This window comes from Ignavibacteriales bacterium (assembly GCA_016214905.1).
Classification (GTDB): Bacteria; Bacteroidota; Ignavibacteria; order UBA10030; family SZUA-254; genus PNNN01.
Genome location: JACRMQ010000007.1, coordinates 131,263 through 147,445, shown reverse-complemented (window position 1 = coordinate 147,445; position 16,183 = coordinate 131,263). Strand labels below are relative to the sequence as shown.

The 16,183-nt window shown below is 38.9% G+C and carries 11 protein-coding genes; 3 read left to right on the top strand and 8 right to left on the bottom strand.

Translation table 11 applies throughout. From position 1 onward, the window contains the following. Window position 1 precedes the first annotated feature (1 nt). Entirely contained in the window at window positions 2-712 is a 711-nt protein-coding gene (locus HZB59_07865) for a DUF2461 domain-containing protein (protein MBI5021334.1), read from the top strand. Between the two features lie 155 nt (window positions 713-867). Here HZB59_07865 and HZB59_07860 read toward each other — a convergent pair whose 3' ends face one another. From HZB59_07860 to HZB59_07825, 8 genes are all read right to left on the bottom strand, one after another. Continuing rightward, window positions 868-1,032: a PD40 domain-containing protein gene (locus HZB59_07860; protein MBI5021333.1), complete on the bottom strand. Its 165-nt coding sequence runs from the start codon at window positions 1,030-1,032 to the stop codon at window positions 868-870. Window positions 1,033-1,155: 123 nt separating this feature from the next. Then, window positions 1,156-2,034 carry a CPBP family intramembrane metalloprotease gene (locus HZB59_07855; GenBank protein ID MBI5021332.1) on the bottom strand — a complete coding sequence of 293 codons (879 nt, stop codon included), beginning with the start codon at window positions 2,032-2,034 and terminating at the stop codon, window positions 1,156-1,158. Window positions 2,035-2,088: 54 nt separating this feature from the next. Continuing rightward, the gene (locus HZB59_07850; protein ID MBI5021331.1) at window positions 2,089-3,078 is read right to left on the bottom strand and encodes a tetratricopeptide repeat protein; all 990 of its coding nucleotides are present in this window, start codon (window positions 3,076-3,078) and stop codon (window positions 2,089-2,091) included. A gap of 807 nt (window positions 3,079-3,885) precedes the next feature. Then, a complete protein-coding gene (locus HZB59_07845; GenBank protein ID MBI5021330.1) occupies window positions 3,886-6,051 on the bottom strand; it encodes a hypothetical protein in 2,166 nt (721 codons plus the stop codon). Window positions 6,052-6,098: 47 nt separating this feature from the next. Then, window positions 6,099-7,454 carry a hypothetical protein gene (locus HZB59_07840; protein MBI5021329.1) on the bottom strand — a complete coding sequence of 452 codons (1,356 nt, stop codon included), beginning with the start codon at window positions 7,452-7,454 and terminating at the stop codon, window positions 6,099-6,101. A 40-nt stretch (window positions 7,455-7,494) separates the two neighbouring features. After that, entirely contained in the window at window positions 7,495-8,466 is a 972-nt protein-coding gene (locus HZB59_07835; GenBank protein MBI5021328.1) for a bifunctional helix-turn-helix transcriptional regulator/GNAT family N-acetyltransferase, read from the bottom strand. 489 nt (window positions 8,467-8,955) lie between these two features. Further along, window positions 8,956-9,513: a YdeI/OmpD-associated family protein gene (locus tag HZB59_07830; protein MBI5021327.1), complete on the bottom strand. Its 558-nt coding sequence runs from the start codon at window positions 9,511-9,513 to the stop codon at window positions 8,956-8,958. 139 nt (window positions 9,514-9,652) lie between these two features. Then, on the bottom strand, window positions 9,653-9,844 hold the full coding sequence (locus HZB59_07825) for a hypothetical protein (GenBank protein ID MBI5021326.1): 192 nt from the start codon (window positions 9,842-9,844) through the stop codon (window positions 9,653-9,655). A gap of 428 nt (window positions 9,845-10,272) precedes the next feature. Between HZB59_07825 and HZB59_07820 the strand changes: the two genes are divergently transcribed. Continuing rightward, window positions 10,273-13,323 (top strand): UvrD-helicase domain-containing protein, encoded by a 3,051-nt coding sequence (locus tag HZB59_07820; GenBank protein ID MBI5021325.1) that lies wholly within the window; start codon window positions 10,273-10,275, stop codon window positions 13,321-13,323. Continuing rightward, a complete protein-coding gene (locus HZB59_07815) occupies window positions 13,320-16,166 on the top strand; it encodes a PD-(D/E)XK nuclease family protein (protein ID MBI5021324.1) in 2,847 nt (948 codons plus the stop codon). The genes HZB59_07820 and HZB59_07815 overlap by 4 nt, the downstream gene beginning before the upstream one ends. The last annotated feature ends 17 nt before the right edge of the window (window positions 16,167-16,183 follow it).

Below are 16,183 nucleotides of genomic sequence, written 5' to 3'. Positions count from 1 at the left end.
AATGATTAAAGAATTAATATTAGACGATGAAATTTATCCGCCATTCGAGGGATTTCCTGCCGAAGGAATAAAATTTTTCAAGCAATTGAAGAAGAACAACAACCGCGCTTGGTTTGCGGAACATAAATCTGAATATGAAAACTTTGCAAAATTCCCGATGCAATGTTTGATTGCCTCGCTGAAGCTGCCGATGTCTAAGCTGGCGCCGGAGATCGATGTTAATCCAAAGCGCGGCATGTTTCGCATATATAAAGACACACGCTTCAGCAAAGATAAAACTCCGTACAAGACACATGTTGCCGCGGTGTTTCACATAAAAGGACATTGGCAAGAGAGCGCTGGGTTTTATTTGGAAATTTCTCCCGATGGTATTTATGTTGGCGGTGGATTTTACATGCCCGATAAAGATCAGTTAAAGAAGATCCGTGAAGCGATAGCCGAGCAATCCAAACAATTTCTTGGTATCATACAAAACACAAAGTTTGTGAAACGGTTTGGTGCGATGCAGGGTGAAAAGTTACAGCGTATTCCACTTGGGTATTCGCGCGATCATTTGATGGGGGAGTGGTTGAAGTATAAACAGTTTTATACAGGCGTTGAGTGGAAGGTTGATGAATGTTTGGATGAAATATTTCTTAAGAAAGTTGTAGATATTTACAAAGATTTGTATCCTTTCGTCAGATTTATAAACGGAGCGCTTGGTAGGAGTTGAGGTCAGATTAAATCTGAGCAAGTTTCTCCTCTTTTTGAATTAGTTTATTTACTGATTTCAGAAACCCCTCAAATGAAAATGGTTTTAATAAATAATCTACAATAGAATATTCATAATGAGCAGTAGTAATAATGACTTTCAAGAGAGTTTTGGTTTCATTTGTTTAACCCCCGGAGTTCCTTCTTTACTCGTTCAATATCCACATCCATTATCCATATATCAAAACTCCCGGAGCGTGTGCTGGTGAATGCTATTCTTTTTCCGTCAGGAGACCATGCTGCACCTTCATTGTGGCCATTTTCTGTTAGAGCTAACGGCAATGATTTACCTCCATCGGCCATCCATTGGTATAAATCTCATAATGGCCGTCCCGCAAGGATATAAAGGTGATTTCCGTACCGTCAGGATGAAGCTCCATATTACCAGCAGGAATATAATCATTCTCATTGATCAGGAGTCGATGACTGTTTTGGCTGAAAGATGCAGGTAACAAGCTCCTTATTTCTTGCCTGCTGTAGCAGGGCAGGAACAAAAAGGATGGCTGTCAGCCATAGGAATACGGTCCATAACGGTAGTAAGTACGAAGGATCAGGGATTCTTGTCACCTGTTTCACCCACTCCCAGGAAGCATTAGCTGAACCATGGTAGAGGATCATGATAAAAAGACTTCCTCCAGTTTTATTAAACAGGTACACCATGATGAATACGATCGGAACGGATATAAGGATCCTTAGTCCCATGTCAGGGAAGTACCCGATGATAAATCCGTGGATATCTCCCCTCATTAATAGGGAAAGTAAATCGGTCCTGAGATGCCACAAGCTATTGATGAATGCAAGGATAAGGGCAGCCGTGATTACCGGGAATCGTGATTGTAGCTTTGGTAAAAGAAAACCCCTCCATCCGATCTCTTCTCCTAATCCTGTCAGGAGGGTAAGTGTAAACGTATTGACAAAGAACATGAGGATGCTGTTTGATATCTCATCAGATATGAAAGAGATGTCCCGATATCCGGTAAGATTTGCAAACAGGACGATGAGAATAAATGATGCCAGCTCAAAGAACAGGGCAAAAAGGTACCATCTCATCCGAACATTCACCCGTGTCAGGCTATGCATCACAGCTATCCACTCTTTCCCGTGAAATTCGAGATAGTATACGATAAGACCTGCAAGGGAAGGACCGTAGGAAGCGATTAGTTGCAGGACACCTTTTGGTACTACAGTGACTATCCATCCCAGATCCTCTGCACAAAAGATGAATTTTGCCGACCAAGAGATGAGGAACGCAAGCAGGCAATAGATCAGTACTGTTCTTTTCATTATAATTCTTTTTTTTGATATTTCAGTCTCAACTCTTCGATGATGTAATACTTTTTACTTCTGCAGCCGTTCCAACATCTTTTTGGTATTGTCATTGTCGGGATTCAACATCAACGATTTCTTATAATTCTTGATAGCAAGTTCTTTGTTGCCGGCTTTTATGTATGCCTCGCCTAAACTGTCGTACACATTTGCAGATTCCGAGTAGAGCTCTGCATTCAATTTAAATACTTCTATTGCTTTTTCATTTTCACTTCTTTGCAATAACCGATATCCCCAGGAATTAAATTCTCTTTCGTCAAACTTTCTTTTATTCTGCTGATAGTTTTTAAGATCGCGATACTTGAAAAACATAGCTTCAGTCCCTGAAGAATTTAGAATCGGTTCTAAGATGTAAACCGCCGATTCATCTTTGAACTTTAACAATAATTGGAGCTGCCGCTCAAAGAAAGGTTCTTGTTTAATCTGACATAACTTCTTAAAGTAACTGATAGAAATATCGTATTCTCCAAGCGTCCGATGTAAATTAGCCATTCTCGATAAGGCATTTAACGATACGGGATTAGTGCTAAGAATATGATTGAGGATGTTCTTGACCTCGCTCAAATTTCCACTATTCTGTAGGTCATCGCTTTTGCGAACCAATATCATCTCCGGGATATCAACCTCGAAACCGTACTCTTTCGAAAGAGCAAGGTAATATTTTTGAATATCCGAAAGTGTATTCAATTCTGAATAGTTTGAGGGATTATAATTTTGAAAATACTTCCGCAGCCCTTCCTTCAAACCGATTGGAGGCACAAAATCTTTATTGTCCGGGATGTAATTGAGATGCATGACAAAATCTGTGGATTTTTGTTTGCTGAATAATTCTGAAAAACTGTTTAATGCTTTAACCGCCCCACGATGATCTTGCCATCCTTCTTTATCCCAGTATGTGATAAACATGAACTTCTTTTGAATAGAGTCTGAACGAGTATATTTTTCCGTTCGCTCAAGAAAATATGAGCGTGTATACTCAATCCAAAACGGATTTGTTACCATGAGTGCTCCAAAAAGGTCAGATTTTTCGAGTAGTGAATATAGACCGAACGCAGCTCCGGCTTGCGGTCCCGCGAGGATATTAAAGTTCTTAGTCCGATAATTTGAGTTGATGAATGGATTCAGTTCTTCCTTAAAAAATCTAAGAAATTTTTCTGCACCGCCCGGAGTACCGTTTTGCTGTAGGGGAAGACAGTCACGGTACCTGTCTTTATTCGCTACACCCACAATAATCAACGGTGGTATTTCACCGGCTCCGCTGAGACGATCTATAACATTAACAACCTCCGCAAAATATCCCTTCACCTGATCACCGTAGAGTAGATATAATACAGGGAAGGAAATGCTGGAATTTTCATGCTCGTCCGGTAAAGCTACAAGAAGTGTTCTATCTTCATTGAGAATCTTTGAGTGCAACACACGATATTTTCCCAAAGAAATATCTTCACCATCTTGCTGTGAATGTAAATAGCTAGCTGTAATAAAAGTAAGTAGCAGAAAAACTAATCTTCTCATAATTATCCTCATCAGAATTGTTAAAGAACTGTGATTCGAACTAAAATATAATACCTAAATAAATACTGCAACTTTACAAGATACTACTTGTTTGTTATTTTAAAACCATCATTGTTCTTAAACCGAAACTCATACATAGTATTACTTTTCTGTTCTTTGATTTAAATCTGTCACGCACCCCCATACATCCCGACAAATTCTATCGCTTTCCCCGAGCCATCGGGGCAAAACTTTAATTAAGAAGTATTCAATCCTTCCATTCAAGGTTTGCACGTTTCAGACACGATTCGATTCTCACATTCTCCACAAGTAGGATACTTTAAGGAACAATCCTCTTTTTGTTTCTAGAAATCTATTGCTGGGTACATATCGGTCGGTTTCCCATTGAGTTTTCTGGAATATTGATCCATAGCCAAGATAAAATACCGTACCCGGTATGTATGTAAATGATGCAAGAAAATCTGTAAACAACCTCTTGCGATAATCGTTATACTCAACAACACATCTGAAGAATAAGTATTTGTTTACTTGATATGTTGACCTTACTCTATAAATTGAATAGTTAAATATCTTCTTATCATCAGATTTACGATAGAAATCAGAATAATTGTAAGATAAAGAAATAGCGATATTAGATATCGGTTGATAACTTACTCCAGCGCTCGCACCCCAGCCATAACCCGGATAAGGATCATTTACATAACGAATAGCATTTCTGTAATTCCCAATCAGATTTATATTCAATTCTCTTGTCGCTTGCATACTGAATGAAGAATGCATATTGTCTGTATTGAATTTCTGTAACTGATAAACTTCTGTACTCCACTCATATCCTGCACACGCATTTATTCTATTAACGAACGTACCATTTATATGAGCACTGTAACTATTTTCCCACATCTGGCTCAGATCATCTCGTAAATGATAAGTTGAAATCTGGGGCATAATATTCAGAACTACACTTGAGTCAAAATACAAACGTGGACCAAAGTAACCGCCGATTCCAGAATATCCTGTACGGTACATCTGCCCCATTTCTGCCGAATAGTTTTCAGATATTTTTTCATAATTTACACCGTAATTTAAGTTACGGTCAAAATTATTAAAATTCATACATAATGCATGTCCGTTATTATCGGTTACAGTTGCTTCATCGTAAGTTTTCGTATAAGAACCAAGAATTGATAAAGTGGAACCGGGTGTTAATCTGTATTGCCCGTCTACTGCCACTGCTCTATTATAATGTCCCTTCATCTCTTTATCTGCAACAAGCCCTCCTAAATAATTCCCATTGCCGATATCTCCCTTATATCTGAAAATCCCGAAATGTGCATATTGCTGGTCAGGATATTCCAAAGGATTCAATTCGTCAATTGCGTACATTGCAGCAATTGTTTGTCCGTCTGCTATCTTACCTGTAACTTTTGCACCGGCTAATGGATCAACAATTTTTCTTGTATGAATAATCGTCGGTCCATTCGACATTTGAAAATTTTCATTTCCTTCAAGAAAAAACGGTCTCGTCTCAGGATAATAAATTTCATATCTAAGATTAACATCTACCTGTCCGGCATCTGCTTCAATCTGACTGAAATCCGGATTATATGTTCCATCGAGTATTAGATTCTGTGTTAATCCATACTTTGCATTTAAGCTGATATTGCCTTTACGTTCTTCAGGAACAAGAGAACCCTGCTCCATAGTCTCCCTATGAGTATAAGTGTACGCCGGAAGCAATTCAAACAATGTATAATGTTTCAATCCTTCGTAATTCACAGTTGCACCCTGAACAACAAAATTTCCACCAATCTTCGGATCAAGCGGAGGCAATGTTCCGTTTTCCTGTCTTAGAGTTACCTTTCGTTGTATCGTCAATCTCATTGTAGTTGGATCTTGATCCGAATAGCGAATACTTTTCAAGGGAATGCAAATTTCGATACTGTATCCATCAACATCAATCTTTCCCGCACTCTCCCAAACCGCATCGAAACTAAAATCTTCGCTATTAGATGTAGCTTTACTATCTCCCTGTATACCGAGTGGATTGACATAAAAGCATGTTAACGTTTGTTGATCTCCAAAGGTATCGAGATTCAAACAAACATGATCATCTCCGGTCATTCTATCTCTACCGGATACATTTGCTTTTATCTTATCCGGTTCCGATTCGTAACACTTAAATGCAAAATAAAGATTCTCTTCATCGTACGCTAAATATGCATCTGTATTTACCGACATATCTTTCCCAAAATCAGGTTGGAAAGTTTTAAATCCTGTAACCTTCTGAGTCGATTGCCATACTGCATCATCCAAACTACCGTCTATGATAGGGGGTGTTGTCGTTTTAAAAGGTTTAAAACTTACTTCAGCGATCAATGCTGTTTTTAAAAGGCATTGCAATAAAAGGAATAACACCACAGTTATAGTTATTAGATTTGTTTTATAAACCTTCGTAATCATGACTTACTCCTTCTGAGGTTTGTTGCGTTTGGCATTTCTTCAATAACTTATTTGTCGCTTTTTTGATTTGAATCTGTCATGCCATCACTGTACATCCCGACAAATTCAATAACTTTCCCCGAGCTGTCACGTTTAAATTTTACTCTAAAAGTATCCATTCCATCAAGTGCGAAAGTATCATCTCCCATTGGGATTAATTTGTATTTCGGTCTCCCTTCCCGCTGATAAAAAAGATTACCATTTTCAAACATCACTTTTCTCGGTCCGTATTCACCGACGTAAGTTTGTAATGTCTTCTCATCAACCGTAATGGGATTCCTTTCTGCTTCAAGCCCTGCTATTCCCCATGCAAACTGTTTTTTCTTTCCATCGTCTTTCTCGTTCTCCATTAGTTTTTTTAAAGCTTCGGTTCGTGCAACAATTAATGCTTGATCTGACGTAACTTTTATGTCTGGCTCTACACCGGTTCCTTCCCAATTAGTGTTTGTTATTGGATTTACCGCGCGGCCAAAAGAAACGGTTACGAGTACAGGCAAGTTTTCGAAAGTATGTCCCTCAACAGGATGAGCACCGCCACCCGTTGTTTCTCCAATAATTGTTCCGCGTTTTAGATTCTTGATATTGTAAGTGAACTCCTCAGCACCGGAAAACGTAAAACTGCTTGTTAGCACGTAGACCGGCACATTGATTAATTTTTTACCCTGGACATGCCCCTGTGTCCAAAACTGTTGAGTTTCGTTTGTTTTGCGAATATAGAAACTGTTAAGGTGAACCGGTTCATCGAATAGATAACTACTGATGAGCTGAATCATCGAGGGACTGCCACCGCCATTATGTCTTAGATCGAAAATAATCGCATCGACATGAGCTAAGAAATTCATTGCTGCGATTGCAGTCGCACTAGCGTCTCCGACACTCGTTTCAGCGAAGAAACGAAAATCAATATAACCAATGTTACCTGGCAAAATTTCGATCTTCTTAAATCCGAAGTTATCCTTGTGGAGTCGCTCTAATTGTCCTTTTCGTTCCTCTTCGGCTGACGGCTGAGTTGAACTGCCGGGATCACGCGGTGGTAGAGGCCTAACACGTAAGTGCTTATCATGGCTTATCGATTGTAAATCGGTTGTTAATTGATCGGTAAACTCCATAAGGTTAGCAGTATTTTTATATTTACCGTCCTTAAAATTTTTCCGAAGTAGTTGTTCCATTTTCTTTGCCACATCCGGAAAGACATAAACATCATTGAGTGTCAAACATATCGAATCGATTACAGTTCCTTGTGTTTTACTATCGATAGTGGGTTGCTGTGCTGGTGAATATATCGGAACAACAAGTAGAAGTACTACAATAAGAATCAAAGTACTCCACATATTGCTGTTTTTGTTGATGCTGTTTGTTCGCATATAAATTCCCTTCAAAAATATTCTTTAATGCTGTTGGTGTTTAAATTGTTTTCAGATTAGTTAAGTCTAATTTCATTACGAATGTAGATCGGCGGTATTTTTTTCTGATAAATGAAGCCGCGGTTGTCTTTATAAACCCTAACTTGTTATAGAGATAATTAGCTGATTTGAGTTTTGCATTCGTTTGCAGGTAAAGTTCTGAAGCGCCTAACGTCTTTGCTTTATCAATGATTGCAATAATCAGTTTTTTCCCGATACCGCGCCCCTGATATTTTTTTGTAACTGCCATTTTAGCTAATTCGAAGACCCCATTGCGGTGTTTAATTAAAGCGCATGTTCCTACAACGTCGCCTTCAAGCGAAGCGAAGAGAACTGCACCGCCCCTTTTGACAATTCTTGTATTGGGATCTGAAAGCAACCTATTGTCGGCTTTCTCAATCGTAAAATTTTCTTCGAGCCATTCGTAATTCAACGACTTGAAATATTTTTTCATAGCGGGGCTGTACTCGTGTATCTCAATTTCACCGGGTAATGAACCTTTTAACTGAAACCAAACTCTTTCGTACATGTTTCGCTGATCTAACTGTTGCTCAATATTTTTCAATCCACCCAGCATGTTGCAATCCGTGGTATCAAGAAGTTCTTTAGTTGCTTTGCGTACTTCTTCCCATACGGGCAACAACTGTTGAGCTATTTCTTTCCCTTTTGCAGTCAGTGAAATCAATTGCTGCCGTTTGTCGTCTTTCCCTTTTGACCATGTGACAAGTTTTTTCTCTGCCATTTCTCTCGCGAGTTGTTTGACACCGGTATGGCTGATACCAAGCGAGTCGGCTAATCCTGTAACTGTAATCGGAGAGTAACAATGCAAGCTGTAAAAAACCGAGAACCAGCGTGCTTCAAAATCTATGTCAAGTTTGTGATAGAGGAGAGTTACATCTTTGGCAAGTCGCTCTCCAAGTCTCCTTAGGCGGCTTGCAAATGCCATTTCTCCGAGGTCTGATATGATATCCATGAAATTATCCTTTCTTTCACAACTTACGAAATATTATGAAGGAGGTTTCATAAATATTTGCATAAATAAAACCAAAAAGTGTAAGAATTTTCAGATTTTAGCGAATTCAATGATGAGTTGTTTTCTGGAGTGCAATTTTCAAGGAACTTCTGCAGCCCTTCCTTTGAGCCCACAGGGGAACAAAGTTTTTGTTATCAGGTATGTAATTAAGATGCAAAGTAATACCGGCGGATTTCGGCTGGCTCAATAATTCTGAGAATTTCCGCGGCGCTTCAACAACCGATGTTTTATATTACTCTGTTTTTATTTATTCACTGACGTTCCGCAATATTGACAATCGACAATGCCATTACTATGTTTTATTGAACTCATCCCCCATCCCCCTTCTCTAATTTTAGAGAAGGGGGAACTTAAAGGGGGTTGAGTTCCACAAGATTATAACAAATGGCTAAATAAAAAATATACTATCGAACTGCATAGCATTAGTTTTTAATAAAGCCGTTTTTGTTTTTTACTTTCGGTGATAGTTTTTTCGAGACGGGTAAACTGAGTTGATTCCTGCTTGGCAGACATAATCCAATGGATAACCATTTTTTGGTATGACGGCGGCTGTGCTTTAAAGAAATCCCACCCCTTTTTGTTCGACTTAAATTTGGTTTCAAAACTTTCGGTAAATTTTTGGGCGGCGTTTTCGAAACTGTAGGTTTTTGATTTATCTTTCTTACGATGACTAAATGCCTCAAGCCCTGCTTGCCGCATTAGCCCTTGTTTGATTAGTGTTTTAACTTTTTGAATATTTATTGCACTCCAGTTGCTTGACAATTTTCTTGGCGTGAAGCGAATGCAGTAACTCTCTTTGTCGATTGATCTGCGGATTCCATCTATCCAGCCAAAACAAAGCGCTTCATCAACAGATTGGGACCATGTCATGCTCGGTTTGCCGCTGTCCACTTTGTAATAACCAACCAATAACTCGGTTTTCTTCTTGTAGTTTTTTTCTAACCACTTTCTAAATTCTGATTGGGATGGAAAAAATATTGGTTTCATTTAAGGATTTTCTTTTTTGGTGAAGCTGGCACAACCAGTTACGAGCCCACGGTAATCGTCTATCTGATACCAAGATTGAGTCGGACAATTTTTGCAACGGTCCGTTCGTTAATATTATTGTTCAGACAATAGTGAGATTTCAGCCAGACTTGTAGATGTATCGTTCTTTTACTGGCGTTACATGAATTACAGCATAAACAAATATTCTCTTCTGAAATATTGCCTGCATCGTTATCAATGTGTTCCCACGTTGCTCTTTCCTTAGCGTTAGAAGCAAAGTTTGTTCCGCAATAAACACACCGTGTATCCCGTTTTCTAATTTTTTGCTCAATAGATTTCGGTATTTTCCATCTATTTGCCATTTCAGATTAGATAATCTTTGAGGTCATATTTTTTGCCAAGTGTTTCCATTTTGCAGCGGCAATTTTATATTCGTTTTTCCTTTTACAGATACTATATATCAAACAAAGTTCATTCTCTCAGTAACTTCGCCTAGTATACTGAAAATCTTAGAACATGTCAAAATTGCGAGGCGTGCGAAATTCTTGTTAGTCTTGAAGCTGATAAAAAAGTAATGTCATTCCCGAATGCTTCTATCGGGAATCCAGAAATCTGGTAAAATCTGAGCGCTGGACTCCCGCTTAAAACACGCGGGAGTGACAATAAAGAACTTATAAGTTAACCTCAGACCCTCACAGCAGCGTGCCGGCATTGTTTAGAATTCTATATCACTCAAAATTTTCTTACATTTCACATTGCATGAGTAAGAAATCACAAAACATAGATTCAAACTTCACACTCGTTTCCGCGTCTGCAGGTTCAGGCAAAACAACCCAGCTTACCATGCGGTTTATTCGATTGCTTCTCTCGGATAATATTCCAAACAACCGCCTCAAAAATATTCTCGCTATTACTTTTACAAACAATGCCGCACTCCAGATGAAACAAAAGGTTGTGGAATCTTTAAAGAAAGCTTCATTTGGCGATGCGAAAACATTGCAGGAAATGAAAAAAGTCGGGCTCGATGCTGAGAACCTCATAGAACGTTCGCGGGCGGAGGTTGACCGGATACTCGATAACTATTCAGATTTTCAGGTGCAAACAATCGATAGCTTTTTGTCGCGGATTATGAAAGTCTCGGCGTTAGAGTTCGGTCTGCCGCCTTCATTCGATGTCATACTTAACTCAGATATAATTCTTGATGAAGCGTTTGAACATCTTGCTCAAGAATTAGGATACGATTCTGATAAGAGAAAAATCTTTCAGCAGATAATAGAAATTATCAACCGCAATCAAAGCTTTGATAAAAAGTTTCTCTGGAATCCGAATGAGAAACTTTCAAGAGAAGTGAAAAACATTTATAAGCGTCTCAGTTCTCATGCGGGCCAATCAGTCTCTAAAACGCAAGATGGTCTTATTGAAGAACTCCGTGATAAAATATTAAATGAGCTGATCTCAATCGGCGATGCTATAGCGAAGAGTAATTTTAATCCGACAAAAAATTTTCAAAGCATTATCGATTTTGCACATAGCGGTGATTTTAATTTGCTCATAGGAAGAACGTTGGATCAGAAAGCTTTGCTAACTTCCAAGGAAAATAATTTCCCCGCGTTTAAGGAAAAAATTGAGGAGATGCAAAGGGAATTGTTGAAGATAGTTGGAGAATATTATCTTATGGCGTCGCTTCAATATTATCAGCCGTTCGTTGAGGTGAATCAATATCTTCTCGGAATAATAGAGAAAGTGCGGAGAGAACGCGGCGAGGTAGCGTTGAGCGAAGCTACAAAAATGCTTGCATCGAAAATATCTGAAATGAATCTTCCAGAAATTTATTTTTCTTTGGGTGAACAGATTTACCATTTTCTGATCGACGAATTTCAAGATACATCGCCGATTCAATGGACAGCGCTCAGACCGCTTGTTGAAGAATCTTTAGGAAAGGGAGGAACGCTGTTTCTTGTTGGAGACACGAAGCAAGCGATATTTTCATTTCGCGGCGGCGACTGGCAAATAATGGCGCGAATGAGGGAAAAAGAAGAATTCCCGTCGGCTCTATGCAACAGAAAGGAATTGGATACAAACTATCGCAGCTCGGAAGCGGTGGTGGAGTTTGCGAAAAAGGTATTTCATGAAATCGGTCCGCAGCAAATTCAAAAAGAAATTGCGGACCTCAGCGGACTTGTTTCGTACAAACAAGAAGTTATGCAGAATGCACGCGGCAAAGGTTATGTTGAAGTAAAGAAGTTTGATGAGCCGGAAGAAGAAACCGATTCTCCACCGGAGCGGCAAGCGATTATTGAAATAATCCAAGATTGCGAAAGTCGCGGTTACAAACTTGGAGATATAGCAATCCTCACTCCGCAGAATAAATATGTGATTGCCGTGAGCGGCTGGCTTAACGCCGAAGAAATAAAATTCCTTTCGCACAGCAGTCTCGATATACGCAAACGAAAGATTGTCGGAGAGATTTTATCGCTCTTAAAATTTCTCGATTCACCGATCGACGATCTTTCATTCGCTTCGTTTTTATTGAGCGACGTCTTATCGGAAGAATTGAAAAAAACCGAAGATTCGTCCGATTTCCGCACATTTCTTTTTGAATGCAGTAGAAACGGCAAATCGCATCAGGCGCTTTATACATATTTCCGTGAGCAATATCCGCAATTGTGGGAGAAAAACTTCGAGCATCTTTTCAACATGGTCGGCTATCTTCCGCTTTATGATTTGATAGCGGAAGTTTATAAAAAATTTAATTTGTTTGAAAATTTCCCGGATGAAGCTGCAACGCTTGTAAAATTGTTGGAGATAATAAATGCTTATGAGGGACGCGGCAGTTTGAGCTTGAAAGATTTTCTCTCTTTTTCAGATGACGATTCAGAAGAAGAGATGTGGAACATCGCGGTTCCGCCAAGTGAAAACGCCGTAACTGTTATGACGATTCATAAAGCAAAAGGGCTCGGCTTTCCGATTGTGATAAGTTTGTTTTATGACACGAAGCCGCACACAGATTCTATGGTTATCAAAGAGGGTGAAGATGGAATTCAACTAATGCATGTTACAAAGAAAGAGTCGGAGTTTAACAATGTGCTTTCGGATAGGTATAAGGAGAAAGAAACTCTTCGCAAGCTTGATGATCTGAATAAATTATATGTGGCTATGACACGGGCAGAAAAAGAAATGTATGTTGTATCAATCCAAAAAAAATCAGAAGAGCCGTCAAAATTTTTACCAGCAGACGGATTCGTAATCGGTAAACGCACAAACGCCGATAAGGTTAAGGAAGAAGAAGAAAAAGAAGCGGCAATTATTTTCCCGAGAACACGGGGTATTTCGCAGACGAAAAGTTTTTCAAAGATCGGTTTGGAAGAAACAAAGCGCGGCGATTTTATACATGCCATACTGGCGCAAATTAATTTCATCGGTAAATCTCTTGAAGAACAAATAAAAGCCGCAATAGAAAATATTAAGTTCATGCATCATCAGGAATTTAATGTGGATGATACTTATAATCTCATTCATAAATTTATAAATGCTGATGATGTAAAAGAATATTTTACCGCTCGTCCAAACAGAATTGTTCTGACAGAACAAGAGATTGTAAGTCCAACAGGTGCATTGTTTCGTATCGACAGAATAAATGTTGATTCAGATATTGTAACCGTGATTGATTTTAAAACAGGTTCGGAGAATGGCGAGCACTCGAATCAGGTGAAAGAGTACATGAAAATTCTTGCAGAGAAATATTACGGTAAGAAAATTCGTGGAGCAATCGCATACGTCGATCTGAAGAAAGTGCGGGAGGTAAAATGAGCAGTATAAAAATTATATCAGCTCAGGAAAACCTTATCGATGTTTTAGCGGCGGAATTGGCCGCCAACGATAAAGATTATTCACGTCAGGTGATAGTTTTCCCCGGAAAACGACCGTCGCACTTTCTAAGAAAAACGCTTGCAGAGCGCGAAAATACAAGCTTTTTCCCGCCAAAAATATTTTCAATGGACGAGTTTAACGAGTACCTATTTAGAGATGTTCTCGGCTATCGTCAGCAAACATTGGAGTCAATAGATGCGGTTGCAATTTTGTTCGATGTTCACAAAAAAACAGAACAGCGACTTGGTCGTTCACATTACGATTCGTTCGATAATTTCTTCCCGGTTGCTTTGAAGCTTTTGGGTGAATTAGAAGAAGTTATGATGGCGAATCAAACAGCGAGAAGGGTTAAAGAAGTTTTACAGAATATTGAATTTGCCAAGTTTCATTCGCTTGCCGAGTACTTCAAAAATTTTTATGAAGAAATAGAACGACGTGGTTTTGTAATACGCTCAATGATATATCGCACCGTCGCTAATGAAATTGAAAAGATTGATTTCTCGTCTCATGATAAAATTATCCTCGCCGGCTTTTATGCCTTTACGAATGTTGAAAAGAAAATAATTGAAGGATTGCAAAAGAAGAGCAATGTAAAATTTATTTTTCAATACGGGATTGGATTGAATGAGCGGTTGAAGATGCTCGGCTTTGATGTGAAGCCGGAAGAAAATTATTCGGTAAAAAACAACGAGCCGGATTTCCATTTTTACAAAGCTTCCGATACGCACGGACAAATTTACGCGCTAGCAGCAGAAATCCAGAAACGAACAGAGAATGGAAACGAGATCGATCACCACACCGCGGTTGTGTTGCCGTCATTCGAAGCTTTATTTCCCGCAATACATTTTCCATTGTCGTTATTAAAAGAGGAAACATATAACATCGCGCTCGGTTACCCGATTAAACGCACGCCGGCTTACGGTTTTCTGAGTAATTTGTTGGAGTTGATTGCAACTGCATTCAACAATAAATTTTCGGCATCATCATATCTTCGTGTGATTCTTCATCCGTACGTGAAGAACATCCGATATGAGCAGCGTTCAGATGTTACGCGGATTATGTTTCATCAGCTTGAAAAATATCTTGCCGAAGAAAAATCAAAAGTATTATTGTCGCTTGAGTCAATTGAAGGTGACGATGAATTTTTTGATGGTTGCACGAAAGCATTGGCGGGAATCGTTGAAGGTGTTAATATTGAGAAGTTAAAATCTCAAATAAAATCGATTCACGATAATACAATCCGAAAATTTGTTGATATAAAATCAATAGGCGATTTTGCTCAAAGAGCGATTGAGGTTCTCAATTATATATTCACCGAAAGCACGGCGAACCTACACCCATATTTCAAACCGTATGTTCAGAAGTTAATGGAAGTGCTCGACCAGGTTGCTCATTCCTTGGTGAAGAATGAAAAATTCAATGAACCCTCAGGATATATAATATTTCTGCAGCATTTTCTTGAAAGTGAAACTGTCCCGTTCCATGGGACACCGCTTCGCGGATTGCAGGTACTTGGACTTTTAGAAACACGCAATCTGGCATTCGACACCCTGTATTTTATAAACGCGAACGATGATATTGTTCCGGGCAAACCGGGCGAAGATATGCTTCTTCCGCAGCACATTAGAAAAATGTTGGGACTTGAAACATACCATGACCGCGAAAAATTGGTTGAATATTATTTTGATTTAGTCGTGAAGAGCGCCAAGGAAGTTCATCTATATTATACCGAGAATCAGAAAGACGGTAAAAAAGAAAAAAGCAGATTTGTCCAGAAACTGTTATGGCAAAAACAGCAGGAAACAAAAACCGATAAGCTGACTCCATTTGAAAAAACTATACGATTTGGAGTAAAATTAGAAAATCCCAAGCCCAAAGCGATCGCTAAAACAAAAGAAATTGTACAACATCTTCGAACAATCAAATACAGCGCCTCTCTGCTTGATACGTATCTTGCGTGTCAGTTGAAATTTTATTATCAGAATGTTCTTCGGCTGCGCGAGAAAACAGAAGTCAGCGATGAGATAGACGCGTTGGACGTCGGCATTCTTATTCACACGGTGTTGGAGGAATATTTCAAACCCTTTTTGGGAAAGAAAATAGAAAAACTTACACGAGATCGATTAGAAGAAATCATCGCCCGGAAGATGGAAGAAGTTTATGGGAAAGATTGGCTGGGACCGACTTTCATGATGCACACACAAATTGTAAATCACCTGTGGCAGTTTGTCGAAGAATATCAGATTCCCATGTTACAAAAATCAGAAATAATTATAAAAGATCTGGAGAAGAAATTCACAGTTGAAACGAAAGGAATTACATTTGTAGGTAAGGTTGATAGAATCGAACTTCGCAGCAACATGGTTTATATTATTGATTATAAAACGAGCAAAGATGATGAAAGTGTTAGAATCCGATTCGATAAATTGGATATCAATAATAGAGAAACATATCGCGATGCTATCGGCTCGTTTCAACTGCCGATCTATATGCTTTTATATAATCAGCAAACAGGCACACCGCTTGAGAATATCATACCTGCTTATCTTTTTCTTGGACGGAATCGGCTTAATGAAGAAATTGAGGTTCCGATTGGCGACGATGACATTTCACCTGTGAAAATATTTGATTCGATCAAACAAGTTATTTTCAAACTTGTGGATGAAATATTGAATATCAATCAGCCGTTTGTGCCGACAGAATTTTTAGAAGATGAATGCTCGAAATGTCCGTACAGTGCAATATGTGGAACAACTTGGATAAGTGATGTGAAACTGGAGTAATGGATTAATGGAGTGTT